Origin of the sequence: Hymenobacter amundsenii (assembly GCF_002204745.1) — a bacterium.
GTDB lineage: Bacteria > Bacteroidota > Bacteroidia > Cytophagales > Hymenobacteraceae > Hymenobacter > Hymenobacter amundsenii.
This window is the reverse complement of sequence record NZ_NIRR01000019.1, coordinates 1-26155: the sequence shown is the minus strand read 5'-3', so window position 1 is coordinate 26155 and position 26155 is coordinate 1. Positions and strand designations below refer to the sequence as shown.

26 protein-coding genes are annotated in these 26155 nt (G+C 56.6%); 17 read left to right on the top strand and 9 right to left on the bottom strand.

From position 1 onward, the window contains the following. Window positions 1-68 precede the first annotated feature (68 nt). The 15 genes from CDA63_RS12150 (at window position 69) to CDA63_RS12080 (ending at window position 14902) form a co-directional block, all read left to right on the top strand. On the top strand, window positions 69-1124 hold the full coding sequence (locus tag CDA63_RS12150) for a hypothetical protein (RefSeq protein WP_088464728.1): 1056 nt from the start codon (window positions 69-71) through the stop codon (window positions 1122-1124). Between the two features lie 27 nt (window positions 1125-1151). After that, window positions 1152-1616 (top strand): GatB/YqeY domain-containing protein, encoded by a 465-nt coding sequence (locus CDA63_RS12145; protein WP_088464727.1) that lies wholly within the window; start codon window positions 1152-1154, stop codon window positions 1614-1616. Window positions 1617-1700: 84 nt separating this feature from the next. Next, window positions 1701-2222, top strand: coding sequence for a CvpA family protein (locus CDA63_RS12140; protein ID WP_088464726.1), 522 nt, complete (start codon window positions 1701-1703; stop codon window positions 2220-2222). A 101-nt stretch (window positions 2223-2323) separates the two neighbouring features. After that, window positions 2324-2941 (top strand): anthranilate synthase component II, encoded by a 618-nt coding sequence (locus CDA63_RS12135; protein WP_088464725.1) that lies wholly within the window; start codon window positions 2324-2326, stop codon window positions 2939-2941. Between the two features lie 5 nt (window positions 2942-2946). Then, a complete protein-coding gene (locus CDA63_RS12130) occupies window positions 2947-3723 on the top strand; it encodes an alpha/beta fold hydrolase (protein WP_088464724.1) in 777 nt (258 codons plus the stop codon). 153 nt (window positions 3724-3876) lie between these two features. Further along, entirely contained in the window at window positions 3877-4554 is a 678-nt protein-coding gene (locus CDA63_RS12125) for a CBS domain-containing protein (protein WP_088464723.1), read from the top strand. Window positions 4555-4568: 14 nt separating this feature from the next. Next, on the top strand, window positions 4569-6044 hold the full coding sequence (locus CDA63_RS12120) for a POTRA domain-containing protein (protein WP_165768285.1): 1476 nt from the start codon (window positions 4569-4571) through the stop codon (window positions 6042-6044). Between the two features lie 34 nt (window positions 6045-6078). Then, on the top strand, window positions 6079-6972 hold the full coding sequence (locus tag CDA63_RS12115; RefSeq protein WP_088464721.1) for an NAD kinase: 894 nt from the start codon (window positions 6079-6081) through the stop codon (window positions 6970-6972). 126 nt (window positions 6973-7098) lie between these two features. Then, a complete protein-coding gene (locus tag CDA63_RS12110) occupies window positions 7099-7980 on the top strand; it encodes a DUF6089 family protein (RefSeq protein WP_088464720.1) in 882 nt (293 codons plus the stop codon). A 47-nt stretch (window positions 7981-8027) separates the two neighbouring features. Then, entirely contained in the window at window positions 8028-8789 is a 762-nt protein-coding gene (porG, locus tag CDA63_RS12105; protein WP_088464719.1) for a type IX secretion system protein PorG, read from the top strand. 156 nt (window positions 8790-8945) lie between these two features. Beyond that, window positions 8946-9692, top strand: a complete 747-nt coding sequence (locus CDA63_RS12100; protein WP_088464718.1) for an isoprenyl transferase — start codon at window positions 8946-8948, stop codon at window positions 9690-9692. 9 nt (window positions 9693-9701) lie between these two features. Beyond that, the gene (gene bamA / locus CDA63_RS12095) at window positions 9702-12227 is read left to right on the top strand and encodes an outer membrane protein assembly factor BamA (protein ID WP_088464717.1); all 2526 of its coding nucleotides are present in this window, start codon (window positions 9702-9704) and stop codon (window positions 12225-12227) included. Between the two features lie 49 nt (window positions 12228-12276). Beyond that, a complete protein-coding gene (locus CDA63_RS12090) occupies window positions 12277-12969 on the top strand; it encodes an OmpH family outer membrane protein (RefSeq protein ID WP_088464716.1) in 693 nt (230 codons plus the stop codon). A gap of 45 nt (window positions 12970-13014) precedes the next feature. Beyond that, window positions 13015-13635, top strand: a complete 621-nt coding sequence (locus CDA63_RS12085) for an OmpH family outer membrane protein (protein ID WP_242434656.1) — start codon at window positions 13015-13017, stop codon at window positions 13633-13635. A 124-nt stretch (window positions 13636-13759) separates the two neighbouring features. Beyond that, a complete protein-coding gene (locus CDA63_RS12080) occupies window positions 13760-14902 on the top strand; it encodes an RluA family pseudouridine synthase (RefSeq protein ID WP_088464780.1) in 1143 nt (380 codons plus the stop codon). A gap of 100 nt (window positions 14903-15002) precedes the next feature. Here the strand turns inward: CDA63_RS12080 and CDA63_RS12075 are convergent, their stop codons facing one another. The 9 genes from CDA63_RS12075 to mazG form a co-directional block, all read right to left on the bottom strand. Further along, entirely contained in the window at window positions 15003-16622 is a 1620-nt protein-coding gene (locus tag CDA63_RS12075; protein ID WP_088464714.1) for a tetratricopeptide repeat protein, read from the bottom strand. 42 nt (window positions 16623-16664) lie between these two features. After that, entirely contained in the window at window positions 16665-17624 is a 960-nt protein-coding gene (locus tag CDA63_RS12070) for a PstS family phosphate ABC transporter substrate-binding protein (RefSeq protein WP_088464779.1), read from the bottom strand. Then, complete coding sequence (locus CDA63_RS12065) at window positions 17611-17874, bottom strand: hypothetical protein (protein WP_126546842.1); 264 nt, start codon at window positions 17872-17874, stop codon at window positions 17611-17613. Before CDA63_RS12065 ends, CDA63_RS12070 begins: the two co-directional genes overlap by 14 nt. 208 nt (window positions 17875-18082) lie before the next feature. Next, window positions 18083-18919: an energy transducer TonB gene (locus CDA63_RS12060; RefSeq protein WP_088464712.1), complete on the bottom strand. Its 837-nt coding sequence runs from the start codon at window positions 18917-18919 to the stop codon at window positions 18083-18085. A 227-nt stretch (window positions 18920-19146) separates the two neighbouring features. Beyond that, on the bottom strand, window positions 19147-19977 hold the full coding sequence (locus tag CDA63_RS12055; RefSeq protein WP_242434655.1) for an energy transducer TonB: 831 nt from the start codon (window positions 19975-19977) through the stop codon (window positions 19147-19149). Next, window positions 19974-20495, bottom strand: coding sequence for an ExbD/TolR family protein (locus tag CDA63_RS12050; protein WP_088464710.1), 522 nt, complete (start codon window positions 20493-20495; stop codon window positions 19974-19976). Before CDA63_RS12050 ends, CDA63_RS12055 begins: the two co-directional genes overlap by 4 nt. Window positions 20496-20509: 14 nt before the next feature. After that, window positions 20510-21136 (bottom strand): ExbD/TolR family protein, encoded by a 627-nt coding sequence (locus tag CDA63_RS12045; RefSeq protein WP_088464709.1) that lies wholly within the window; start codon window positions 21134-21136, stop codon window positions 20510-20512. Window positions 21137-21204: 68 nt separating this feature from the next. Beyond that, window positions 21205-22089, bottom strand: coding sequence for a MotA/TolQ/ExbB proton channel family protein (locus tag CDA63_RS12040; RefSeq protein WP_088464778.1), 885 nt, complete (start codon window positions 22087-22089; stop codon window positions 21205-21207). A gap of 299 nt (window positions 22090-22388) precedes the next feature. Beyond that, window positions 22389-23228 carry a nucleoside triphosphate pyrophosphohydrolase gene (gene mazG, locus CDA63_RS12035; protein ID WP_088464708.1) on the bottom strand — a complete coding sequence of 280 codons (840 nt, stop codon included), beginning with the start codon at window positions 23226-23228 and terminating at the stop codon, window positions 22389-22391. 169 nt (window positions 23229-23397) lie between these two features. Here mazG and glmM point away from each other — a divergent pair, with 169 nt between their 5' ends. Both glmM and CDA63_RS12025 read left to right on the top strand, forming a co-directional pair. Then, window positions 23398-24786, top strand: a complete 1389-nt coding sequence (glmM, locus tag CDA63_RS12030) for a phosphoglucosamine mutase (protein WP_088464777.1) — start codon at window positions 23398-23400, stop codon at window positions 24784-24786. A 122-nt stretch (window positions 24787-24908) separates the two neighbouring features. After that, window positions 24909-26051: a cysteine desulfurase family protein gene (locus CDA63_RS12025; RefSeq protein WP_088464707.1), complete on the top strand. Its 1143-nt coding sequence runs from the start codon at window positions 24909-24911 to the stop codon at window positions 26049-26051. Window positions 26052-26155 lie beyond the last annotated feature (104 nt).

Sequence of the window (26155 nt, the reverse complement as noted above, 5' to 3'; positions counted from 1 at the left end):
CTGAAGGGAAAGTACGTGTCGTAAAGATACGTAGCCCGAACAGCCCGGGGGCCTTTTAGTTGACGCTGATGGTTGTCGCGCCGCTTACCCGTTACCGCTTTGCCCTGTGGTTTGCCCTGTTGCTGCTGGCCGTGGTGGGGGTTGAGTTCCTGGTTATTCAGCAGCCCGATTTTACCTTCCGGCCCGCGTTGCCCGCCGCCGTAAGCTTCGATGTGCTGGTGGGCCTGCCGGTGCTGTTCTATTTTCTGGTGGTGCGGCCCTACCGCCTGCCGGTAAGCACTGTGGTGGCGGCTTTCACGGCGGCCGTGGCGCTGGCGTTCTGGCTGCTGCCGCCCGCTCAGCAAACCTACCTGCACTGGACCAAGTACGGCTTGGTGGCTGCAGAGGCTCTCACCTTCACGCTGGCGCTGCTGAATCTGCGCCGCCTGCGCCGGGCCTACCGGGTGGCGGCCGAACAGACCCCCGATGTGGTAGCCAACCTGCAAGCGGCCTGCCAGACCGTTTTCGGCCGGCCGCTCACGCCCCTCGTCAGCGAAATAAGCCTGTTCTACTACGCCCTGCTCAGCTGGCGCGCCCGCCCCGAAATCCGCCCCGCCGACCAGGTCTTTACCGCCTACCGCGACTCAGCCTTCACGGCCTACCTGGCCACAGTGGGGCTGCTGTCGGTGGTGGAAATCGGGGTGGTCCACCTGCTGCTGGTACGCTGGAGCCCCACCGTGGCGCTGTGGGTTGCGGCGGCGCACACCTACGGCCTGCTGCTGCTGCTGGCCCACCTGCGGGCCGTGCGGTTGCGGCCGGTTCGGGTCACTGAAACCGGCGAGCTGGTCGTGCGGGTGGGATTTTTATGGGAGCTGCGCCTGCCCGCCGCAGATATTACCGCCTCTCTATCCATCAACGACGCCCCTCCTGCCGCGCCCGGCCTCGTGAATGCGGCCCGGCTGCTGCTTACCCCACCCAACCTGCTGCTTACGCTCCGGGAGCCACGCATGGCCCGCGGCCCCTACGGATTTCCCCAGCGCGTACAGCAGCTGGCCCTTTACCTCGACGACCCCAAAGGCTTGCAGCTGGCCCTGGCGCAATGGGCTTCAGCGGCCAGCGGTCCGGCATCCGGGAATAACGCGTAATTTTACTTCTTCCTTTTCCCCTGAGTTATGTCTCTGAAAGAAACCATCGACGCCGATATCAAGAAAGCCATGCTGGCCAAGGACAAGCTGCGCCTGACCACCCTACGCAGCATCAAGTCGCAGATTCTGCTGGCCGAAACGGCTGAGGGGCAGCACGGCGAGGCCCTTACGTCGGATGCCGAAATGAAGCTCCTGACCAAGCAGGCCAAGCAGCGCCGCGAGGCCGCCGAAACCTACAACAAGCAGTTCCGCTCCGACCTCGAAGAAGTGGAGCTCAACGAGCTGGCCATCATCGAGGAATACTTGCCCCAGCAGCTCAGCGAAGCGGCTTTGGTCGAAAAGCTGGTTCACATCATCCAGCGGGTGGGCGCTACTGGCCCCTCCGACCTGGGCAAGGTAATGGGCGTGGCCGCCCGCGAGCTGGCCGGCCTGGCCGATGGCCGCCTGATTTCCCAGACCGTCAGCAACCTGCTCAACAACACGAATATCTAATACGGGTGATGGAATTGGGGGAGTGGGCTGACCGTGCGTTAACCCACTCCCCCAACTTCTTAAACGCCAGTTCTACTAATTGCCATGACCACCTTCGACTTACTGCTGCTGATTCCGTTGGGTATCGGGGCCGTGCAGGGCTACCGGCGGGGGTTGGTGCTGGAGGTGGCTACGCTGCTGGCCTTCGTGCTGGGCGTGGTGGGCGGGCTGGCCCTGCTCAACGACGCTATTCCGCTAGTGCGGCAGTACGTGGGCGAAGCGTTTGGGCTGCTGCCGCTGGTATCGTTTGTGCTCGTGTTTGCCGTTATCGGCTGGGGCGTACACCTGCTCAGCGGGCTGCTCAAAACGGCCGTCCATCTCACCCCGCTGGGCTTTCTGGATAATGTGGGCGGGGCCGTGGGCGGAATGCTCAAGTGGGTGCTGGGCCTGAGCCTGCTGCTCTACGGCATCGAATCGACCAGCATCCCCCTGATTTCGCCCCAATTGGCCTCCGGTTCGCAGGTACTACCCTTTGTGCGGCAGGCCACGCCCGTTGCTCTGCGCGTGGTGGGCTTCGTTATGCCCTTTGCCAGCACCCTGCTGACCCGGGTACGGGAAGTGTTTTAGGGTAAGAGTCAGGGATTTTTAGTTTGAGAATCAGGTTAACAGGACTCATACTCTACTCTTACTTGACAACCCCTAAATCATAAGTTCCTAAGCCCTGAAAAATGCGCCTGCTGCTGCTCGACAACTTCGATTCCTTTACCTACAACCTGCTCGACTATTTGCGGCAGCTGGGGTGCGAGGTAATCGTGCGCCGCAACGATGCGCCGCTGGACGAGTTGCGGGCCCTAAAGCCCGAGGCGGTGGTATTGTCGCCGGGGCCAGGCACGCCGGCGGGGGCGGGCAATCTGCTGGCCGTTATCGGGGCGTTTCAGGCGCGGCTCCCGATGCTGGGCGTATGCCTGGGCCACCAGGCGCTGGGCGAGTTTTTTGGGGCCGAAGTGGGGCGCGGGCAGCGGCCCATGCACGGCAAGGTGTCGGAAATAGCCTGGACGGTGCCCGATATGCTCTGGCAGGGCCTGCCGGCCCGCATGTCCGTTACGCGCTACCACTCGCTGGTGCTGCGCGACCTGCCGCCGGAGCTGGAAACGCTGGCCGTCACGGCCGACGCGTCGGCCGAAATTATGGCCCTCCGCCACCGCACGCTACCTTTGCACGGGGTGCAGTTTCATCCCGAAGCCCTGCTCACGCCCCAGGGCCTGGCGCTGCTCGGCAATTGGGTCAAGAGTTGTATCATTGCAGACACCGCCCCGGCAGCCCCGGCCGGCCGGCTTATTTTATAGCGAAGATGGCGTTGCAGATTCAGGAAAAGAACAATTTTCGGTATGTAGATGAAGGTTCCGGCGAGGTGCTGCTACTGCTGCATGGCCTGTTCGGCGCGCTCAGCAACTGGGAGGATGTTATTGCCGAATTCCGCCCCCGCTACCGGGTTATTATCCCGCTGCTGCCCATCTACGATATGCCCCTGCTACGGGCCAGCGTGCCCGGCCTCATGAGCTTCGTGGAGGATTTCGTGGCTGAAATCGGCCTCACGGAGCCTTGCACGGTGCTAGGCAACTCTTTAGGAGGCCACATTGCGCTGGTGTACACGCTCCAGAACCCAACCCGGGTGGCGCGGCTGGTGCTCACTGGCAGCAGCGGCCTGTTCGAGGACGGTATGGGGGGGTCGTTTCCGAAGCGCGGCAACTACACCTACGTGCAGGAGCGGGTGGCTTACACCTTCTACGACCCCGCCGTGGCTACCCAGGAGCTGGTCGATGAAGTGTTCAGCGTCACGAATTCCAATGTCAAGTGTCTGCGCATCATCAGCATCGCCCGTTCGGCCCAGCGCCACAATCTGGCCAAGGAGCTGGGCAAGATAACCGTGCCTACGCTCCTCGTTTGGGGCCTCAACGACACCATTACGCCGCCCATTGTAGCCCACGAGTTTCATCGGCTGCTGCCGAATTCCACGTTGCGTTTCCTCGACCACTGCGGCCACGCCCCTATGATGGAGCGCTCCGCCGAGTTCAATGCGCTATTAACTGAGTTCCTGAACCAAACTGCGGGGCCCGTGGCTTCGTAAACTTCCAGAAACTTGGGTGCAACCCCCCGGTTGTCGTCGGGCTCTCTGGTTCAGGAACTCCCTATGCAATGCTGATTGGTGCTTAAACCTTCTGCCGGGTCGCCCGCTTACTAAAGCTTCCGGGTATCCGCCCGCTTTTCTGCCCGAATCCTGATGAATTCCATCCTCGCCGAAGATTTACTGAACCAGATGGTGCCGCCGCTGAAGGTGACGGACTCCACGGAGAAGGCTGCCCGCTGGCTGGAGGAGTTCCATGTCGGCCAGTTGCCGGTACTCGACGACCGCCTTTACCGGGGCCTCGTTACGGAAGCCGACCTGATCGACCAGGAAGGGGAGGGGCGCCTGCTCGGTAGCCTCCAGCTCCAGTACGCCGACGTACACGTGCAGCACAACCAGCACTTCTATAACATCATCGAGTTGGCCGTCCAGAACAACATCCAGCTCGTGCCCGTGCTCGACGACCAGCACGAATATTTGGGCGTGGTCACGGTGAGCGACACGCTGGCCGCGTTCGGTAAAATTCCGGTGGCCAGCGGCCAGTATGGTATCATCGTGCTTACGATGGAGGAACGCGACTATTCGCTCACCCAGATCAGCCGGTACGTAGAAGAAAATGATGCTAAAATCCTGAGTGCCCACGTGGCCCAGGACGAGCACGACCCCTACCGCATCCGGCTCACCCTGAAACTCAATACGCCTAACATCGCCCGCGTCATTGCCACCCTGGAACGGTTCAACTACTCCATTACGGCCCAGTTCAGCGGAGTCGGCGAGCCCAGCGAGGACGAACAGGAGCGTTACGACGCGTTGCTACGCTACCTCAACGTCTGAGCCAGTAGGGGGTGTTGATTACGCTGCTGACGTTTCTGCTGAGCTGGCTGCCCGCTCCGGTTGCTGCGCCCGCCGCTGTGCCCGGGCCGGAGCAGCTGGTATCGGCCGCCACCCTTCCTGACACCTTGACGCGCACCGGCCCCGATAGCCTGGTGCAGGCACAATGTCCCGGCTACGTGCGGCTGCGCGTGAGGCAGGTGTTGTTCGTTGGCAATCAGGTAACCAAGGAAACGGTGCTCCGGGCCGAGCTGGATTTGCAGGAGGGCGATACGCTGGCCGCTGCCACGCTGGGCCGCCGTCTCGAAGCTAACCGCCTCCGCCTTTTCAACCTCCAGCTCTTCAATCAGGTGCTGGTGCAGGCCGTGTGCCGCGATGGGGAGTTGACCGTACTCTATAGCTTCCAGGAACGCTGGTACACTTTCCCCATCCCCATTTTCTCGCTGGCCGACCGCAACTTCCAGTCGTGGCTCGACCGACCCGACCGCTGGAAGCGGGTTGACTATGGACTGCACATAGTTCGCCGCAACTTTCGGGGACGCAACGAGCAACTGCTAGGCAATCTGCAGTTAGGTTTCAACCGCAAATACGAACTGTTCTACGAGGCTCCTGGCTACGGCCGCCGCCGCCGCGTCGGGTTCGGGGCCGGCTACTCTTACTACCGCAGCCACGCCCTCGACTATGCCACCGTCGATGACCGCCTGCGCAACCTGCGCCAGGATGATGCCTTTCCTATTGAGCGCCAATATGCCACCGTAGGCCTGCGCTGGCGGCGTACCGTACGTTTCCTGGCGGCCCTCGACGCGGCTTACCACTACGAGCGGGTATCCGATTCCGTACTGTACTACAACCCCGGCTACTTTCTCAACGGCCCCCGGCGCGAGTTTCTGGAGTTCAGCCTGACCAGCACCCTCAACCAACGCAACACGTTTGCCTACCCGCTCACCGGCCAGTACGCTCGGTTATTCGTCGGCTATCGGGCCTTCGTGGGCAACCGCACCCCCAACAACCTTACTGTACGGGCCGAATACGCCCGCTACGTAGCCCTGGGGGGAACATTGTACTACGCTGTTGGAGCCACCGGCCAGTTACGTGTAGCCCGCGCCCTGGCCTACCCCGACCGCCGGGCCCTGGGCTACGACCTGCTCGTGCGCGGCTACGATGCCTATGTGGTGGAGGGTCGCCAGCTGGCCTTGGTGCGGCAGGGCCTAAGCTACCGCATCTTCGATCTGGGCAAGCTTCGGCTAAGTGGGGTGGGCGGCAGCCGCTTCAATAATATTCCGCTGGTATTTTATTTAAATACCTTTGCCGATGTTGGCTACGTTGGCCAGCGGACTACACCGGCCTCCAATCGGTTGCCTAACCGTCTGCTGGCTTCTACTGGCCTGGGTCTGCATTTAGTCACCTACTACGATTGGGTATTTACTCTTGAGTATGCCCATACTCGGGAGCGACAGGGTGGTTTTTTCTTTCGCACGCAATTTCCCATTTGAGCCACGCTGGCTGGGGGCGCGTTACGTTTTTACTATGAAAATTGCCATTCTGGGTAAGCCCTTCGATGAAGCGCAGAAGCCGGTGCTGCAAGCCCTGCTCGACGACTTACTGTACCGGCAGGCCGAAGTTAGCATCGAACAAACCTTTTATGAGTTCCTTGGTCGCCATTTCGACCTTCCCAAGGCCTTTGCCACGTTTACCCGCGACGATTCCCTAGCTGGTAACCGTTTCGTGCTCAGCATAGGCGGCGACGGTACTCTGCTCGATACCGTCACCTACGTCGGTGCCCTGGAGATTCCTATTCTGGGCATCAATACCGGCCGGCTCGGCTTTCTGGCTACCATCTCGCCCCAAAATATTGCGCCAGCCATTGATGCGCTCTTCAAAGGCCATTTTGTGCTCGAAGACCGCAGCCTGATTCGGGTAGACACTGACCCCGACACGTTTGGTGACCTCAATTTTGGCCTAAACGAATTCAGCATTCTCAAGCGCGATACCTCATCGATGATTGTGGTGCACACCTATATTGATGGGGAATACCTGAATTCCTACTGGGCCGATGGCCTGATAGTTGCCACGCCAACTGGCTCAACCGGTTACTCATTGAGCTGCGGCGGCCCAGTAATGTTACCGCAGACAAACAATTTTGTTATCGCTCCCGTATGCCCACACAATCTGAACGTCCGGCCACTCATTGTACCCGACCGGAGCGTGATTTCTTTTGAAATTGAGGGACGCAGCAATAATTTTTTGCTCTCGCTCGATTCCCGCTCCCGGACCGTTGAAGCCGGAATTCAGATAGCCATTCGTCGGGAAAACTTCCGTGTTCGGCTAGTTAAGCTCAATCAGGTTAACTTCCTGAGTACCTTGCGCAGTAAACTCAATTGGGGGCTCGACCGAAGAAATCCGGTTAGTACTCCAGTTTGACATGCTTTTTTTGATATTTCTTTTTTTTAGTTCCTCACAACGCGTACTTTTGTCATCCGACTGTAACTGTACTTTTTTTAGTTTTCAGTCTTTTCTTCAGCCCGATATCCATAATTTCGCTTGAATATGAAGCAATTCTTCACCCTTGCCGTAGCCCCTCTGCTCGCCTTCTCGCTGTTGGCTTCGGAAGCTGATGCCCAGCAGTTCAGCAAGCGTAAGCAGTACAACTCAGTAGGTGTATCGCTGAACGCGATGAGCTACTTTGGCGACATCACGCCCAAGCCTAGCATTCCGAGCTTCCGGGCCGGCGCTAGCCGCCCTAACGTAGGGTTGAACATTACTCATCGTTTCGCCCCCCGCATCTCCGGTCGCGCTTCCCTGTCGTATGGCCGCATCACCGGCGACGACTCGAAAGCAGCCGACCAGAACGATCAGGACTATAAGTTCCGGTATAACCGGAACATGAATTTCCGGAATGATATTGTTGAACTTGCTGTGGTTGGTATGTTTGATTTAGTTGAGAACCGCAACAACTATATCAAACGTCCTGACTTCGTTCCTTATCTCTTTGGTGGTGTTGCTGTTATGCATCACAACCCTAAGGGTGAAAATGCTAGTGGCAATATTGTAAACCTGCAACCGTTAAGGACGGAAGGACAGTCGAGTGGTTACAACCTAACTCAATTCGTCATTCCTTTTGGCGCGGGTGCTCGTTACAAACTCAACAAAGCCTTTGATATCGGTCTGGAGCTCGGTTTCCGGAAAACTTTTACCGACTACCTCGATGACGTGAGCGGCAATTACGTTGCTAACCGTAGTGTACTAGCCGCCGGCGATGCTCAGTATTTTGGCTGGGACATAACCCGTGAATTCCCTGGCACCTACACCAAGGCTCAGCAGGGCGGCGAGATGCGCGGCAAGAGTAATGAGAAGGACTGGTACACTACTTTGGGTGTCTCGGTCAACTATATTCTTGCTCCCCGTGTACGCAACCCTAAATTCCGGTAGTCAAATCTCTTGACTGCTGATTTAATTTCAACTGCCAGTCAAGTTCAATGACCCAGCATTTCTCTTTCAAAACGCTCTTTATCGGTTTATTGCCGGTAGGGAGCGTTTTTTTTGCCCCTCTCGCCTCTGTTGCCCAGACCACTAGTGAAGTGGGCTTAGGAATTGGCGGGCTTGTCTACAAAGGCGAGTTGTCGCCAAACTACCAGTTTCGCAACAACCGGCCGGCTATTACAGGCTTTTACCGTAAGGATATTTCGGCCCCCATTACATTGCGTGCAGGTATTACGGCCGGGATGCTGCGGGCTGATGACCGGAATGTAAAGGGGCTCAATGGCAACAACTCACCTCTGGCCCAATACCGCGATGCTCATCTCAAGGGCGGGTTGTTAGAGGTGTCGGGCGGAATGGAATATAATTTCTTCGACTATCATGACCGTCACGATAAGGTGCATTTTACACCTTACGTATTTGTGGGGCTGGCTGGCTTCTATGCTAACACAAAGGTTGCCAGCAGTGCATTTCCAGCACTCGATAAGAGTGGGAGCGTACTTAGTTTGGCTATTCCGGTGGCAGTTGGCTTTAAGTATGCTCTTTCCACGCACTGGAACCTGGGGTTTGAAGCTGGCGCTCGTAAAACTATTACTGACGATCTGGACCACATCGACGGTAAAAGCCGGGGGCAGAATGATCTGTTGGGCAACCCACACGACCAAGATTGGTATTTCTACAACGGTCTGAGCGTTTCTTACACCTTTTATAAAATTCTGTGTCCGGATACGGGGCAGGAAACTGGTAAACAGAAACGGTAATTTCCACTTGATAGCTATAGCTGAGCTTGCCTCCGCGCCCTCGTTAAGAATGTAGCGGGGGCGCGGGCGTACAGGTAGTTGGTGGGATAGGGTAATTGGACCGGCCGGAATGCAACCATTTACGTAACTTGCGGCCTCTTTACGCAAAAAGCGCCAATGGCCGTCCGGTCCGAAATTGACTCCCAGAATATTCCCGCGCACGTCGCTATCATCATGGATGGCAATGGGCGCTGGGCCAAGCAGAAAGGCGGCTTACGCATCTTCGGCCACCAGAGCGCCATTACGGCGGTTCGGGAGACGGTGGAGGGTGCTGCCGAAGCCGGCGTACGCTACCTGACGCTCTATGCCTTCTCCACCGAAAACTGGGCCCGCCCGGCCCACGAGGTAATGGCGCTGATGCAGCTGCTGGTGCACACTATCCGCAAGGAGACTCCGACCCTGCTAAAAAACAGCATCCGCTTGGAGGCCATTGGGCAGATCGAGAACTTGCCGACTTCCTGCCAAAAGGAGCTGGCGGAAGCCATGGAGCTGACCAAAAACGGCTCCCGTATGACGCTCGTACTCGCCCTCAGCTACAGTGGCCGCTGGGATTTGGCGCAGGCTGCTCGGCGCGTAGCTACCGAAGTGGCTGCTGGGCGGCTCCAACCCGAGCAGGTTACGGAAGCTACCCTTGCAGGGTTCCTGTCGACGGCTGGTATGCCCGATCCCGAGCTGTTGATCCGGACCAGCGGCGAACAGCGCATCAGTAATTTTTTGTTGTGGCAATTAGCCTACACGGAACTGTTTATTACCGACTTGCTTTGGCCGGACTTCCGGCGTGAGCATTTGTACGATGCCTTGCGTGCCTATCAGCAGCGGGAGCGTCGGTTCGGGAAAACCAGTGAGCAGCTAACCGTTTCGTAACCGCAGAACATGAGTTCTTCCTACCATAAGCTTATTCCGGTAGCCGCCCTAGCCCTGACGTTGGGAGTTGCTCCATTGGTCCCGGTTTTCGGACAGGTACAAACCCCGGCCAATTTGGCCGCTGCCGATGAGCCCCAGCGTTACACGCTTGGGGGTATCACCATCAGTGGAGCCCGTTACCTCGACCCCAACACGCTGATTGGGCTCTCGGGCCTGAAAATCGGCGACCCTATCACCATTCCGGGTGAGGAAATCGGACAGGCTATTCGCAAGCTCTGGGACCAAGGTATTCTGGGCGACGTGAGCGTAAGCATTGCTCGCGTGGAAGGCAGCAAGGTTTTCCTCGATTTCAACCTTAAAGAGCGTCCGCGCTTGTCGAAGTTTGTATTCGAGGGTATAGGCAAGGGGCAATCGGAGGAGTTGCGCAACAAAATTAAACTCATCCGGGGCAAGGTGGTGACCGACGCGTTGCTGAGCAACACACGGACTCAGGTACGTAAGTTTTATACCAATAAGGGATATCTCGATACTAAGGTCAGTATCACTCAGAAGCCCGACTCGTCGCTTTCCAACAGTGTGGTGCTGGCCATCAACGTTGACCGGGGCTCAAAGGTGAAAATCCGCGAAATCGTGTTTGAGGGCAACGAGGCCTTCACTGATGGAAAGCTGAAGGGCAAATTCAAGAAGACCAAGGAGAAGAAGTTTCCGAAGTTATTCAACTCGGGAAAATATCAGGCCAAAGAGTTTGCCGACGACAAACAACTGCTACTCGACTTCTACAACGCCCAGGGCTACCGCGACGCTACCATTGTGTCGGATTCGCTGGCTCGCTTCGACGACGGCCTGCGCCTGACAGTGCGCGTGGATGAGGGTCCGAAGTACTACTTCCGCAACATTAGCTGGAAGGGCAACTACCTCTACGATGATAAGACACTGGCTTCGGTGCTAGCCATCAAGGAGGGTAGCGTGTACAGCAAAGAAACGCTCGACAAGCGCCTCAACTATAACCCCACCGGCCAGGATGTAACGTCGCTCTACATGAACGACGGTTACCTGTTCTTCCAGATTGAGCCGGTGGAAACGCGAGTGGAAGGCGACTCAATTGATATTGAGATGCGCGTAAGTGAGGGCGTACAGGCCCGGGTGAAAGACGTGAATGTCGCGGGCAACACCAAAACATCTGACCACGTGGTACGCCGGGCACTTTACACGCTGCCAGGCGACAAATTCAGCCGCGAAAACCTGATCCGTAGCCAGCGCGAACTGGCTACGCTGGGCTACTTCGACCCCGAGAAAATCGGTCTCAATCCCGTCCCTAATCAGGCCGACGGTACCGTCGATATCAACTACACGGTAGAGGAGAAGCCGTCCGACCAGATTACGCTTTCGGGCGGCTGGGGTGGCTACGCCGGCTTTATTGGCACGGTAGGCCTGGTGTTCAATAACTTCTCGCTACGTAAGGCGGGTGATTTCCACAACTGGACGCCCGTGCCATCCGGCGACGGCCAGCGCTTGGCGCTGAACGTGCAGGCCAACGGCCTACAATATCAGGCGTACTCGTTCTCTTTTACGGAGCCTTGGCTGGGCGGGCGCAAGCCTAACTCGCTTTCGGTAAGCCTCACCAAAACCATTTACCGCAACGGTAGCAGCCTCGATGTGAATTCGGGTTCGCTCAAAACAAACGGCGCCAGCATAAGCCTGGGCCGTCGCCTCCGCTGGCCCGACGACTATTTTACGCTCAGCAACGCGCTGTCGGTGACCCAGTACAAACTCAATAACTACGGCAACCTGGGCCGCGAATTTTTCCCGACCGGCAGCGGTAACGCTACCAACATTACCTTCAACACCACGCTGGCCCGCAACAGCATCGATAACCCCACCTTCACGCGGCGCGGCTCCTCGCTGGCACTCAGCGTTAACCTGACGCCACCTTACTCCCTGTTCGGCCACCCGAGCGTAACGGAGTGGATTGAATTCCATAAGTGGATGTTCGATGCTTCCTTTTTTACGCCGGTTATCGGCAAACTGGTGCTCAACACCCGGGCTCATTTCGGCTTTATTGGCAGCTACAACAGCGGCCGGCCAATCGGGCCGTTCGAGCGGTTTAAGCTGGGTGGCGCTGGCCTGGGCTATGGAGGCTCATCTAACTTTATTGCGGGCACCGAGTACATTGGCCTGCGCGGCTACGCCGACCCCAACGATACCAACTCGCTACCAGATTCCCGCCAGAACGCGGCCGGCGGCGTCGTGTACAATAAATTCGTGATGGAGATGCGTTATCCGGTTAGCCTTAACCCGGCGGCTACGGTGTACGTGCTGGGTTTCGCGGAAGCTGGCAACTCATTCGACCAGTATACCAACTACAACCCGTACAAGCTCTACCGTTCGGCCGGCCTTGGAGCCCGGATTTTCATGTCGGCATTCGGTTTGCTAGGGTTCGACTACGGTTGGGGTTTCGACCAGGTTCCGCGTGTAGCGGGGTCTGATCAAAAATCCGGCATCTTCCACTTCATCATTGGTCAGCAAATCCGCTAACTCCGGCGGCGTGGCAGCCCGACATCTTCTCTCCCTGCAGATAAATCGTATGAGCAACCGGATTTTACGAGTAGTCGCCGTGCTGGCACTGGTAGTTGGGGCCTTCAGCCCTAAGCTGGCAGCGGCCCAGAAGTTTGGCTACGTCGATTCGGAGTTCATTATGAGTAAGATGCCGGCCTACACGCAGGCCCAGCAGGAACTCAATACGCTGTCGGCCAACTGGCAGCGTGATCTTGAAACTCAGAAGCAAGACGTTGATAAGCTACATCGGAATTATCAGGCCGAAGAAGTGGTTCTGACAGAGTCGATGAAGAAAAAGCGTCAGGATGAGATTCTGACCAAGGAACAGGAGCTCAAGACCTACACCAACAAAATTTTTGGCTACGAAGGCCAACTGTTCCGCAAACGGCAGGAACTGACCAAGCCGGTGCAGGACTTGGTGTTTGAAGCCATTGCTAAAGTGGCCAAGAAAAAGCAGCTAGCCATTGTGTTCGATAAGGCCGGCGACCTGACGATGCTCTACACCAACCCCGTGCACGACTACACCGAATTCGTACTTGAGGAGTTGGGTCTGGCATCGCCCGAGCGCAACCAGCCTGGCCAGAAGGGGCCGGTGAAAACCGTCACGCCGCCTACTACGCCCGTTGCCGGCGAGGCTTTATCGGCCACCGACGACGAGGAACCCGCCCCAGCTCGTCCGGCTACCCGGAGCACTCCGCGCCCGGCAAGCCGAAAGAAGTAACTTTGTGCATCTAACCCTCTGATAATTCCCTTTTTAATGACCACCATGAACAAATTCCGCGTTGCCCTGGCCGCTGCTGCCCTCACTTTCACTACGGCTACTGTTTCGGTAGCCCAGACCGCGCCGCTGAAAATCGGGTACACCAGCGTGGAGTATGTGCTGAGCCAGATGCCCGAAAGCAAGCAGATTGAGTCGCAGCTGAAAGACTACAGCACTCAGCTTAAAAACCAGCTCGATACCAAGTACACCGAATACCAAACTAAGGGCGAAGCCTTCCAGAAGGGTGCCGCTACCATGCCCGACCCCGTCCGGGCCGACAAGCAGAAGGAGCTGCAGAACCTGCAACAGTCGATTCAGGAGTTTCAGCAGAGCGCCGAAACGTCGCTGCAGCAGAAGCAGCAGACCTTGCTCAAGCCGGCCCTCGATAAGCTCCAGCAAAACATCGACGCTGTAGCTATGGAAAACGGCTATACCTACATCCTCAATTCTGATGGGGCTAGCCCGGTGCTGCTCCACGGCCCTAAGGAAGGGGACGTATCGGACCTGATTTTAAAGAAGATGGGCATTACGCCTGGTGCCAACAACACGAAAGTCGCTACGCCAGCCGCTCCTGCTCCGTCGGTAGTACCGGCCGCTTCCAAAACCAAAACCAAGACCAAGAAGTAACCGCTTCGGCTGTTGTTTTACTGAACCACCTGCGCAGCCGGGGCTTTTGCTCCGGCTGCTGCTGTTTTATTTCCGGGTCATTTCTACCTAGGTGCGGCCCTACCAGTACGTAATTACTTTCTCTATGGCAGAGCTGGAAAAAGCACCAGAACCAGCCGATCAGGCCCTCAACCCGCAGCAGTTGCCCCACCCGGCGGCGCCTTCCGTACTGGACGCTGTAACCTACGCAGAAGAAGAGGACGACGACGATGATAGCGAAGGTGGCGACGAGCTCTACGAGCACCACCGCTTTCAGGCCAACCGCAAGCAGGAGCTGTTGAGGTTGGATAAGTTTCTGCTCAATCGTCTTCAAAAAACCTCGCGCACGCGCGTTCAGCATGCCATCACGGCCGGAGCAGTGCAGGTAAACGATCGGGCGGTGAAGTCGAACTACCGGGTCAAGCCCCTCGACATTATCACGGTGACGCTGCCCGAACCGCCCCGCGAGTTTAAGGTGGGTCCCGAGCCGATGGACCTTGATATCCGCTACGAGGACTCCGAATTGCTGCTCGTTAATAAGCCGGCCGGGCTGGTCGTGCATCCGGCTTTCGGGCACTGGGAGGGGACGTTGGTGAATGGGTTGGCCCATCACCTAAAGGATTTACCCACCGGCCGCAACGGCGAGGTCCGCCCCGGTCTGGTCCACCGCATCGATAAAGACACGTCGGGACTGCTGGTTATTGGTAAGTCGGAGTACGCCATGACCCATCTTTCGAACCAGTTTTTCCACCACACCATCGAGCGTACCTATCTGGCGCTGGTTTGGGGCGTGCCAGCCGAAGAATCGGGTACCATTCGCACCAATATTGGGCGCAGCCTCAAAGACCGCAAGGTGCAGGCGGTTTTCCCCGAGGGCGAGGAGCTAGGCAAGCACGCCGTGACGCATTACCGGGTGCTGCAGTCGCTCGGGAAGGTGGCGCTGGTGCAGTGCAACCTTGAAACCGGTCGTACCCACCAGATCCGGGTGCACATGAAGCACATCGGCCACCCGTTGTTCGGCGACGCCACCTATGGCGGCGACCGGGTAGTGTACGGGCAGCGAACCGGTGCTTACAAGGCTTTCGCTGAAAAGGCTCTGGCGCTATTGCCCCGGCAAGCCCTGCACGCCCGCTCACTTGGCTTCGAGCATCCTACTACCCTCGAACACCTGCAGTTTGAAGTTGAGCTACCAGCCGATTTCGCGACAGTGCTGGCCATGTGGGAAGAATATGCTCAGAGCGGACAATAAATATGTAAGGCGGCAAGCCTCAAGCAAAAACAGCAACCAGCAAAAAGGCCCGCTACCAGTATGGTAGCGGGCCTTTATTTATGACGCCGAAGCGCAACTCTTACTTACGACGGGCTGGTGCTTTGGTAGGCTTGGTAATGGCTTCTACAGCCGTTTTAGCCTGCTCATCTTCTGGGTTCAGCACTAGCGCCTGCTGCCAGTAAGGCAACGAGGCATTCTTATCGCCTTTCTGGTAGTAATAGTAGCCAAGGTACTTGTTGGCTTCTACCAGTCCCGATTTGTAGCTGTCGGGCTTGTCGGAGGCGTTGGCCATCTTGATGTACTCCTCGTAGTAAGGCTTCGCCAGACCCTTCTTGGAATCGGGGTCGAGGTTGGCGTTGGCACGAGCGCGCATCTGGTAGCCGGGTACATACTCGGGGCGCTCCTTCAGCAATACGCCGTAGAGACTGTCAGCAGGCATGTACTGCTCATTCATCTCGTAGGCCCGGGCGAGGTACACCTTATCGGTGAGTTCACCACCTTCGCTGGCCTTCATCATGGCCCGGTAAGTGGAAATGGCTTTGGGGTAGTCCTTAGCCGACATATAGGCTTTGGCCAACTCCTTGCGCAGTTCAGCAGCTTTCTTAGGGTCAGCCTTAATGGCATCCTGCACAAGTGCTGCGCCCTCGGCCGTTTTGCCACCCTTAATAAGCATCTTACCGTAGTACACGTTGTCTTCCGGAATCGACTTACCCTGGGCTTTGGCTACGGTCATGTACTGCTGCATGGCAGCAAGAGCCTGATCATTCTGGCCCATCTCGTAGAGCGAGTAAGCCTTCAACCGATTCATGGTCAGATTGTTGGGGTCATTGGCAAGCACCTTGTCAATTTCCACCATCGCCTCCGGGTACTTCCCCGTCAGATAGAGGAAAGAGGCGTTCTTAATCACCGTTTCGGGTGATTTCTCGGCCAGCGACATATACTTCTGGAACTGGGCCAACGCTTCATCGTAACGACCAGCGAAGTAATAGGTCTCAGCCAGCGAGTTATAGGCTGGCGCGTAGTTCGGGTCGATGCTGATAGCCTTCTCGAAGTTCTCTTTGGCCCGGTTGTAGTCACGGGAGCGCAAGCTCAACTGGCCACGGCGCACATAGGACTGCACATTGTTAGGATCGGCAGTATTGGCACGCTCGTAGCTGTTCATGGCCTCACCGCCGCCAGTTTCGCGCTTCTGATAAAGGTCGCCACGGGCAATCATCAGGGTCGGATCGTCTTTACCGGTTTTAGCGGCAAAGGCCTCACCTTCCTTAACATACTCCAGTGCCTTTGTGATGTCCTTAACATCAGATTCGGCGTAAGCCTGGGCAATCATGGCGAATACCTTCAGGTCTTTCCCCTTGGAGGCCTTTACTGCGGCGTCGAATTGGGTCTGAGCTTCGGTTGCATTGCCTTTAGCCAGCGCGGCACGGCCAGCGGCAATCATGGTCAGAGCATCCTTCTTCTCGAAGGGAATACGGCTGAAATAATACGCGGCCGAGTCGTTGATACCGCGCAGTTGGTACAGGCGGCCAAGTTCGAACGAGGTTTCATTCGACTGGCCCTGACGGAGCAATGTGGCACGGGCTTCGTTGTAACGCTCCATTTCAAGGGCTTTCTGCACACCCGTAGTTTGAGCCAGGGCGGCCGAGCCAGAAACAGACAACGCAGCGAGGAGCGTGAGCTTCCAGGGCTTGAGGTTCATAGGTAAAAGGTTAAGTGGAAATCTGAAAGGAAAGGGAAAAACTTATTTGGGCTTCACTTCAATGATGCGTACTTGGCCAGTTGCGGGCATTAGACCCGACTTGAGCATGATGAGCTGACCCTTGTTGCCCGCTACGAAGGATGCAAAACCGGTGCCAAGACCTGCACGCGCCTCGCGGCTGATAATGTAAAGCTCCCGCCGTAGTGGATAAGTCTTCTGCGCCAGGTAGGCTTGGTAGGGCTGTACGAAGTCGTCGGGAGTGTTGCCGGTGGCCTTGCTACTGATACCTGCCACCCGTACCCGCCGCAATAGCTTCTGCACGCCCGCATCGTCGCGGTCACTTATCCAGTTAACGCCTATTACGCCCACTGCGTTCGGATGGGTTGCAACGTAATCGAGCAGTGCCGGGTTCGACTCGGAGGCGAAAATACCCTTGGCCAGCGCCACACCCCGGGTAATGGAATCCTGCACGAAGCGGGCGGTGCTGGAGTTGTTGTTGTCGAATACGGCCGTAATCTCCCCCCGCTTATTGCTCGGGCTCACTTGGCTCCACTGCTGGAGTTGGCCCGTGAAAATACCACGTAGCTGGGCCGTTGTGAGCAGCGAGTCGGGGTTGCTGGGGTGTAGGATGATGGCTACGCCATCTACGCCGATGCGAATGGCGCGGGGCTCTAGTTGCAGGCGTTTGAAATGGGCCTGCTCGGCCGTAGTCAGCTTCCGCGATACCACGGCCAGCCTAACACTGTCATCGAGGAAAGCCTGTATCACCTCGCGCTCGGGCCGATATTGGGCCTGTAGGTGAGCCGTGGGGTAGAGCTTTTGAAACGTATCGACCTGCGACTTAAGAATGGGCGCAAACGTTTCATCAACCCCGATGTTGATCGTGCCGCTGGTAGGCGTATCGATGGCTGCCTTGCTGCCAGAGTCGTTGCCATTGCAGCCTGCCAAGGCAGCAGCCCCAAGCAAACCGGCCACTAGGCCCGTGAAATTAGCGCGCATCATCTTCATCTCGGTTCTTGCTGAAGTGTAATTGGTAGGTGCGAACAAATCTAATGATTCCGTAAAATACGAAGACGGCTGCCAGCAGTTGGCGCGGCGTTTCGCCCAACGACAGCGTACCAGCCGGCACAAACCAGAGGTAGATGCCCAACACCACATACAGCACTGACATAAACAGGGTGAAGTAGCGAATTAGGCCGGGCTGGCGGTTAGGCTGGCCCAATCGTTCGTGGGTAGGAGGGAGGTCGGGCATAGAGAAGCGAAAAAGGCAGTAGGGTCGGCTAACGTAAAAATAGCGCGTTTTTGTTCAGGCACGAATTGGCGGAAGGGTTCGCGGTGCTAGTAAGCTGAACGGAAATGCGTAAAAAAAGTCAGCCAATGGCCGGTTTGCCCCGGTCATTGGCTGACGAAAGGTAGCTTAAGATACGGCTGTCTGGCCGAAAAAGGCTAGTTGGAAAGGGTTACTGATAGTGAAAGGTGATGGGCAGGTTGTAGCGCACCGGTACGGCGCGGTGGTTCTGGTAGCCGGGTTTCCAGTTCGGCATCTGGCGAATAACCCGGCTGGCTTCCTCATCGGTGCCATAGCCTAAGCCCTTGAGCACTTCCACATCACTGATAGCGCCATCGGGGTTTACGGTGAAAGCAATGTATACGCGGCCCTCCACGCCAGCCTTTAGCGCCTGAGTTGGGTACTTGAGGTGGCGCTGCAGGTACTGCATCATAGCCGCGTTGCCTCCCATGAATTCGGGCATCACTTCCACATAAGCGAAAGGCTTGCTTACGGTAGAGGCTGCCGAACTGGCGGCTGTGTCGTTGCCACCCTTATTCGGTCCTAACGTGGTGCTGAGGCCACCGGTGCCGTCGAGGTTGATGTCGCCTCGTGCTACTGGGCCATCAACGGCGGGCGGAGCCACTACCGGCTGCTCTGGCTTAGGTTCTACCAACTCATCTTTTACCACTTTAGGGGGTAGATCATCAACATTAGTGCGCAGGCTGATGGTCGCTTGGCTAGCGGGCGGCGGCGTTACCGGGGGCTGCACGAAGGTAGGCGGTGGCATAATGATGACATACGGCCCGTCGGGTACGATGGGCACCGCTACCACCAGCGGCGGCCACAGCGTACGAACAACGATAGGTAAGGCAACCAGCAACAGAAGCAAGGCACCAGCTAGTCCAATGGCTTTAAGCACATGACGGCCATAGAGCTGGCGCAGGGCGTAGGCTCCGTAAGCTTTGTTACGCCCCTCGAAGACGATATCATCGAGGGAAGGCAGGGAGATGGGAGCGGTAGTGGTCATGGTATATGGGGTTAAGGTGAACGGAAATACGGTTCGCTTACCAAGCCCCTGCTACCCTCACTCTTTCTCCTACCCGCTGGCTTTCAGGGTATCAACGCTTTTAGCGTGGTCGGTAGTATGCACGCCTACTATATTTTCTTTCCTCAAACCGCAAAATAAAACCCCGAACCAGACGGGCGTCTGATTCGGGGTTTACAGTGAGCCAAAATAAATCGGCCAACTGGTATTTACTTGATGGCGAAGGTTACGGGAACCGTGAAGTACACGGATACTGCCCGACCATTCTGCTTACCAGGCGTGAAGCGTGGCAGGTTCTTGATAACCCGGACCGACTCTTCGTCGCAACCGGCACCAATACCTTTCTGCACTTCCACATTCGAAACCGACCCATCGGGGCCCACTACGAACTTGATAAACACGCGGCCTTCTACCTGGTTGCGCAAAGCCATTGCCGGGTATTTGATATTGCTACCAATGTACTTGAGCAATGCTTCCTGTCCGCCGGGGAAAACCGGCATCTGCTCCACATAGGTATAAGGCGTTGCTTTCACCACTTCTTCCACTGCCTTGGTGCCCTCACCGGGCTCCAGCCCTTTCAGGTCGGCAGGGTTGTCAGTATTGCCCTTAATCGTCACGGCAGCTACCGTTTTCTCCTCCAACTCCTTCTGGTCAGGAATTTCTTCCTTCCGTACCTCCTCGTCCTTTTTCACGACGGGTGGAGTGAACTTGATGGTGGAGAGCTTCGGTGGTGGCGGTGGCGGGGCCTCCGGTGGTGGTGGCGGGGGCGGAGGAGGGGCTACCTTATCCAATGGCGGGGCTTCCATCAGCTCGTTGATCTTGAGCATCTGATCCTCCACTACCACTTCGTCTTTCTTCAGCATGCGCGCCACAAGTGGGAACGCAACCAGAAGAGCGAAAATGGCAATAGAAATCAGAACTGCCCGAGTTACGTGCTTGCCGTATACCCGCCGAATTAGATAAGCCCCGTAGGCCTTATTACGCCCCTCGAAGACGATGTCGTCGAGCGAAGCGTTGGCCAACTGTGCGTTGTCCATCATAATTCAGAGGATTTAATCAGGTCTACATCGGCCTTCGAAATATCCACCAAGGCGTATTTACGCTGGTCGGTGATGTTCATTTCGTCGAGGATGTCGACCATGTTTTTGTAGTTGGACTTGTCGTCCGGCTTAATCAGCACGACAAGGTCTTTATTGCTACGGCGCGAGAGTAGCTCCTTGCGGATGCCATTCGCATCGTAGCTCGACAGCTTCAGTTCCGGCTTGGTGTCAGCCGATAGTAGGCCGTCGTAATAATAAACCTTGTTGTTCTCCCCGAGCAGAATGGTGAAAGCATTGGATGCTTTGATCTCCGACTGTTCGGTTTTGTCCTTCGGCTTCACCGGCATCGTGACTTGCATCACGGTGGGTTTGCTGAAGGTGGTCGTGAGCATGAAGAAGGTCAGCAGCAGGAAGGCAAGGTCAACCATCGGGGTCATATCGATTTTGGTCGACATCTTTTTCGCCCGCTTTTTGCCGCCTTTTCCGCCGCCGCCGCTATTTTGTTGTATTTCTGCCATGGTCTCTGTGCGGGTTACTTACCGGCCACCGGTTTGGTTTCGAGGTCGGTAATGAGATTGAACCGGTTAATGTTCTTCTCCTGCATCAGTTTGATGACTTTCTTCACCGTCGGCACATCGGCTTGTCCATCGCCCTTAATGGCGATATACGGAGCCGCGTTGAACTGCTTCTGGCTAAGCGACCGGGCCGTTACTACCCACTCCATGAGCTGGTTGTTGGTCGAGTCGGCCGGAATACCGTCCTGGGTTACCTCCTTGCGCTTCTCGGGGTCGAGGTTAAGCAAAGCGGGCAGCTTCTCGATGGGAGTACCAAAGCTGGCACCTGCACCGCGAAAAGCCTGCACCTGCTTAGGCGTAAAGCTGATGCCATACTTAGCGCCTACCTGCTTAAGCACCTCATCTTTGATTTCATCGTCGCCGATACCAAAGAATATACGCTTGTCCTTATCAATAGCAACCGTTACCACGTGGGCATCGGGCAGCCGGATTTCGGAAGTCGAGGAAGGCGTTTCCACCACTACGGCCTCTTCCGGGGCAAACTTGGTGGTGAGCATGAAGAAAGTCACCAGCAGGAAGGCCAGGTCTACCATCGGAGTCATATCCAACGACGGCGATGTTCTGTGAGGCTTTACTTTAGGCATTGCTGGTGTAATTAAACGCGTGATTCAGAAACGAACAACTCACGGTTTTAGTGCGCAAGGCGCTAAAACTAGATGGTGGTCGTGGTAACCGGGGCCGAGTGGTCGGTTGCGCCGTGCTGGGCCGAGAAGGTCTGAATGATGCTGAAGCCAGCTTCGTCGATGCTGTAGGTCAGCTCGTCAATTTTGCTGGTGAAAAAGTTGTAGGCAACGATAGCCAGGGCCGAACCGGTAATACCGAGGGCCGTGTTGATGAGGGCTTCCGAAATACCGTTGGCCAAGCCAACTGCGTCAGGAGCACCACCCTGGGCCAGAGCCGAGAAGGCCTTGATCATACCCAGTACCGTACCAATCAGACCTACCAGCGTGGCAATAGAAGCCAAGGTAGAGATGATAACGAGGTTTTTCTCCAGCATCGGCAGCTCCAAAGCAGTCGATTCCTCGATTTCCTTCTGGATAGCCAATACTTTCTGGTCTTTCTCCAGGTAACGGTCGCGCGACATCTCCTGGTATTTCACCAGACCGGCGCGAACAACGTTAGCTACCGAACCTTTCTGCTGGTCGCAGGCGGCAATAGCACCCGTGATGTCATTCACGTTCAGCTTTTGACGGACGTTACGAACAAACGATTCGATGCTCTTCGAGCCTTTAGCGCGGCTCAGGGTCAGGGCCCGCTCAATCGAGAAGATGAGAACGAGCAGGAACATGGTCATCAGGACCGGTACTACCGGACCACCTTTGTACACTACACCGAAGTAGTCGCCCGCGATGGGGTTGTTTTCGTTGTTGCCACCTTGGAAGTGGCTACCGTCACCAAATACAAAAATGAAGAGCAACACGCTCACAACGAATGCCGAGATGATGGCAATAACGGCAAAAGCGGATGAGCCACTGCCGCGGGATTCGCCTTTTGGCGCAGCAACAGCAGCGGCGGGCCGGGCCGCGGGCTTATTCATAGCATTCTTTTGTTCCATTGGTCCGGAGAATTAGTGGGTTGTTGGTGAAAGGTTGAGCAGTTGTAAAAAAAAAATGAAAGAAGTGGTGGGTCTGATATTCTGACTTTTCTTGTTTTCCTGCACGCTGCCGACACCGGGGCCGGAGTAGTACAGGTTGATGTGGAAGCGAAAAAAGCCGGCGAAAACTAGACTAACCTTGGCAAACCTAGTTAAAAAAGCTGACTGCTACCAAAAGAAAAATGGGTTTAAACGCTTTAAACCCATAGTAACCGCAAAAAAAAGCGGTTTCTTCGAAAAAATCAGTTGATTTTGGAGGCTCCGATGCGTTTGGCTTCTTCCCAATAAACGTCCATCTGTGCCAACGTTAGATCGGATAATTGGTGACCATCCTGGGCCGCCCGCGTTTCAAGGTACTGAAAACGCCCAATGAACTTACGGTTTGTGCGCTCCAATGCTTCCTCCGGGTTGATGTTGGCGTGCCGGGCAAAGTTGATGAGGGAAAAGAGCAGGTCGCCGAATTCAGCAGCGGCCCGTTCAGCGCGCTCTTCATCGTTGGCGGCGGTTGTAGGTGGCGGCTGGTTGAATTCGGCCCCAAACTCGGCCAGCTCCTCCTGCACTTTCGCCCATACCTGCTCGGGTTGGTCCCAATCGAAGCCTGCGCCCCGGGCTTTTTCCTGAATGCGCATTGCCTTAATGAGGGCCGGTAGTGAAGCAGGTACGCCACCCAGAACCGAGGAGTTGCCTTTTTCGCGCAGTTTAAGTTGCTCCCAGTTGCGTTTCACCTCGTCCTCGGTGTCAGCTTGCACGTCGCCGTAAATGTGGGGGTGGCGAAAAATAAGCTTCTCACACTGGGCATTTAGTACGTCGGCGATATCGAACGCGCCTTGCTCGCTGGCAATTTTGGCGTAAAACGTCAGGTGCAACATCACGTCGCCCAGCTCTTTTTGCAGATCGGGCAGGTCGTGACGGATGATGGCGTCGCTGAGCTCGTAGGTTTCCTCGATGGTAAGATGGCGCAGGCTTTCGAAGGTCTGTTTCCGGTCCCAGGGGCATTCGGCCCGCAGGCGGTCAAGTACGTCGAGCAGGCGGCCGAAGGCAGCTAACTGTTCAGTTCGGCGGGTGGTAGCGGTGGTTTCCATCAGGCCAAATATACAGTAACGGGTAATGGGAAGGAACCTGACTAAAGCAAGATTGCGGATTGCTTCAGCTGGCAAGCTGGTTTACTGCGTAAGGAAACCAGCTTAGGTTGGCTACTTTTGCAGCCTGTTGCGGGTGATTTCGCCCTTCTACTTTTTACCAGTCCTCATCGTGGCTCTAATTAAATCCATCTCGGGCATCCGGGGTACCATTGGCGGCGCGGCCGGCGACGGCCTGACGCCCATCGATATTGTGAAGTACGCCGCCGCCTTCGGGACCTGGGTGCTTGACAAGACCCAGAACAACCTCATCGTTATTGGCCGCGACGCCCGCATCTCGGGCGATATGGTGAACCGGCTGGTAACGGCTACGCTGCAAGGCTTGGGCATTAACGTCATTGACCTGGGCCTGAGTACCACGCCCACCGTAGAAATGGCTGTGCCCGCCAAGCAGGCCGGCGGCGGTATCATTCTCACGGCCTCGCACAACCCTAAGCAGTGGAATGCGCTGAAGCTACTCAACAGCAAAGGCGAGTTTATTTCGGATGAAGACGGAAAGCAGGTGTTGGCCCTCGGCGACTCCGAAGCCTTCGACTTCGCCCCCGTAACCAAGCTGGGCAGCTACACCACCGACGACTCGTTTTTGCAGCAGCACATCGACGCTATTCTGGCCTTGCCGTTGGTTGATAAGGCGGCTATTAAGGCCAAGAACTTCCGGGTGGTGGTGGATGCTGTGAACTCCTGCGGGGGCTTCGCCGTGCCGATGCTACTGGAGCAGTTAGGCGTTGAAGCCATTGAGAAGCTGTTCTGCGAGCCTACCGGCGACTTCGCTCACAATCCCGAGCCACTTCCCGAAAACCTGCGCGAAATTGCCCGGGTGCTCGAAAAGGGCTCTTTCGACCTGGGAATTGTAGTTGACCCCGACGTGGACCGCTTGGCTCTGGTGAACGAGGATGGCACCATGTTCGGGGAGGAATACACCCTGGTAGCAGTGGCCGATTACGTGTTGGGCCAGAACGGCGGCGGCAATTCCGTGAGCAACCTGAGCAGCACTCGCGCCTTGCGCGACGTAACCGAAATGCACGGGGGCCAATACGCTGCCGCTGCTGTGGGCGAGGTGAACGTGGTGAATAAGATGAAGGAAACCAACGCCATCATTGGTGGCGAGGGCAACGGCGGTATCATCTATCCCGAGCTGCATTACGGACGTGATTCGCTGGTGGGCATTGCGCTATTTCTGAGCCATCTGGCCCAATCTGGCCTGACCATGACGCGCCTGCGGGCTTCGTACCCGAACTACTTCATCTCGAAGAACAAGATTGAGCTGACGCCCGACATCGATACCGATATGGTGTTGGCCGAGATGGAGAAGCGCTACGCCAAGCAGCCGGTAAATACCATCGATGGCGTGAAAATCGAGTTCGATAAGGAGTGGGTACACCTGCGCAAGTCGAATACCGAGCCCATCATCCGCATTTATGCCGAATCGGAATCCAACGCCACGGCCGACCATTTGGCCAACAAAATCATCGGCGACATCAAGGAAATTATCAATCAGTAATTTTGCTGGAGTAGAAGTGAGAGGTGACACGAACGAGCGGCTCAGCATCTGCCGGCCGTTGGCAAGTTGCCCCGTGTGCTCTATCATCTCACTTCTCGCATCTAACCTCTCAGCTCTCCAAAATGAACGTGTATTTCGATAACGCCGCTACTACGCCGCTGGACCCCGAGGTGCTGGATGCCATGCTGCCTTTTTTGCAGAACCATTATGGCAACCCTAGCAGCATCCACGGCCACGGGCGGAAGGTACGGGCGGCCATCGAAAACGCGCGCAAAACGATAGCCCACCTCATTAATGCCGCGCCGGCCGAAATCGTATTCACTTCCTGCGGCACCGAGGCGGACAACTATGCCGCGTTTGGCAGCGTGCGAACACTAAGCCTCCAGCACGGCATCACTTCCAAGCTGGAGCACCACGCGGTGCTACACCCCATGCAGGCGCTGGCCAAGGCCGATGATCTGGAGCTGAGCTACCTGCGCCACGATGAGCAAGGCCGCTTTGATCTGGAGCATCTAGAAGAACTACTGGTCAGCAGTCCGCGCACGTTTGTGAGCCTGATGCATGCCAACAATGAAATCGGCAACCTCAACGATATTGCGGCCATCAGCGAAATCTGCCGGCAGCATCAGGCCGTGTTCCATACCGATACGGTGCAGACCATGGGCCACTACAAGCACGACGTACAGCAAGTGCCGGTAGACTTTTTGGTGGGCTCGGCCCACAAGTTTCATGGGCCCAAAGGTATTGGCTTCCTCTACCGACGCTCGGGACAGACGGTGGATGCCTTGATTTATGGGGGCTCGCAGGAGCGCAACCAGCGGGCGGGCACCGAAAACGTGTACGGTATCGTGGGAATGGCTAAGGCCCTCGAAATTGCCTGTCGGGGCATGGCCGAGCACCAGCAGCACATTCAGGGCCTCAAAGACCGGTTTATTACGAAGCTGCAGGCTGACATTGAGGGCGTGGCGTTTAACGGGACGTCGGCGGAGACGGGGCAGAGCCTGTACACGGTGCTGAGTGTGAGCCTGCCGCCTTCCGAACTAAACGAAATGCTGCTTTTCAACCTCGACATCAACCACATCTCGGTGTCGGGCGGTTCGGCCTGCACCAGCGGGGCCAATGCGGGCTCCCACGTGCTTAGCGCCTTGGGCTGCGACCCCGACCGCGGAACCATCCGCTTCTCGATGAGCAAGTACAATACCGCCGAGGAGGTCGATTACGCCGTGGAGCACCTCGCCAAAATGTACCGCAAGGTGACTGCCTAAAAGTGAATCAGGGAGTCGTGCTATCATGGTAAGGCAAAACTGACGTAACCCTCCTTCATAGAGCAAAAAGTCCCTGCCGCAGAAGCGGCAGGGACTTTTTGCTC

Coding starts and splice junctions, on each gene's coding strand:
- CDA63_RS12150 (WP_088464728.1), top strand. CDS start 69: ATGGTTGTCGCGCCGCTTACCCGTTACCGCTTTGCCCTGTGGTTTGCC.
- CDA63_RS12145 (WP_088464727.1), top strand. CDS start 1,152: ATGTCTCTGAAAGAAACCATCGACGCCGATATCAAGAAAGCCATGCTG.
- CDA63_RS12140 (WP_088464726.1), top strand. CDS start 1,701: ATGACCACCTTCGACTTACTGCTGCTGATTCCGTTGGGTATCGGGGCC.
- CDA63_RS12135 (WP_088464725.1), top strand. CDS start 2,324: ATGCGCCTGCTGCTGCTCGACAACTTCGATTCCTTTACCTACAACCTG.
- CDA63_RS12130 (WP_088464724.1), top strand. CDS start 2,947: ATGGCGTTGCAGATTCAGGAAAAGAACAATTTTCGGTATGTAGATGAA.
- CDA63_RS12125 (WP_088464723.1), top strand. CDS start 3,877: ATGAATTCCATCCTCGCCGAAGATTTACTGAACCAGATGGTGCCGCCG.
- CDA63_RS12115 (WP_088464721.1), top strand. CDS start 6,079: ATGAAAATTGCCATTCTGGGTAAGCCCTTCGATGAAGCGCAGAAGCCG.
- CDA63_RS12110 (WP_088464720.1), top strand. CDS start 7,099: ATGAAGCAATTCTTCACCCTTGCCGTAGCCCCTCTGCTCGCCTTCTCG.
- porG (WP_088464719.1), top strand. CDS start 8,028: ATGACCCAGCATTTCTCTTTCAAAACGCTCTTTATCGGTTTATTGCCG.
- CDA63_RS12100 (WP_088464718.1), top strand. CDS start 8,946: ATGGCCGTCCGGTCCGAAATTGACTCCCAGAATATTCCCGCGCACGTC.
- bamA (WP_088464717.1), top strand. CDS start 9,702: ATGAGTTCTTCCTACCATAAGCTTATTCCGGTAGCCGCCCTAGCCCTG.
- CDA63_RS12090 (WP_088464716.1), top strand. CDS start 12,277: ATGAGCAACCGGATTTTACGAGTAGTCGCCGTGCTGGCACTGGTAGTT.
- CDA63_RS12085 (WP_242434656.1), top strand. CDS start 13,015: ATGAACAAATTCCGCGTTGCCCTGGCCGCTGCTGCCCTCACTTTCACT.
- CDA63_RS12080 (WP_088464780.1), top strand. CDS start 13,760: ATGGCAGAGCTGGAAAAAGCACCAGAACCAGCCGATCAGGCCCTCAAC.
- CDA63_RS12075 (WP_088464714.1), bottom strand. CDS start 16,622: ATGAACCTCAAGCCCTGGAAGCTCACGCTCCTCGCTGCGTTGTCTGTT.
- CDA63_RS12070 (WP_088464779.1), bottom strand. CDS start 17,624: ATGATGCGCGCTAATTTCACGGGCCTAGTGGCCGGTTTGCTTGGGGCT.
- CDA63_RS12065 (WP_126546842.1), bottom strand. CDS start 17,874: ATGCCCGACCTCCCTCCTACCCACGAACGATTGGGCCAGCCTAACCGC.
- CDA63_RS12060 (WP_088464712.1), bottom strand. CDS start 18,919: ATGACCACTACCGCTCCCATCTCCCTGCCTTCCCTCGATGATATCGTC.
- CDA63_RS12055 (WP_242434655.1), bottom strand. CDS start 19,977: ATGATGGACAACGCACAGTTGGCCAACGCTTCGCTCGACGACATCGTC.
- CDA63_RS12050 (WP_088464710.1), bottom strand. CDS start 20,495: ATGGCAGAAATACAACAAAATAGCGGCGGCGGCGGAAAAGGCGGCAAA.
- CDA63_RS12045 (WP_088464709.1), bottom strand. CDS start 21,136: ATGCCTAAAGTAAAGCCTCACAGAACATCGCCGTCGTTGGATATGACT.
- CDA63_RS12040 (WP_088464778.1), bottom strand. CDS start 22,089: ATGAATAAGCCCGCGGCCCGGCCCGCCGCTGCTGTTGCTGCGCCAAAA.
- mazG (WP_088464708.1), bottom strand. CDS start 23,228: ATGGAAACCACCGCTACCACCCGCCGAACTGAACAGTTAGCTGCCTTC.
- CDA63_RS12025 (WP_088464707.1), top strand. CDS start 24,909: ATGAACGTGTATTTCGATAACGCCGCTACTACGCCGCTGGACCCCGAG.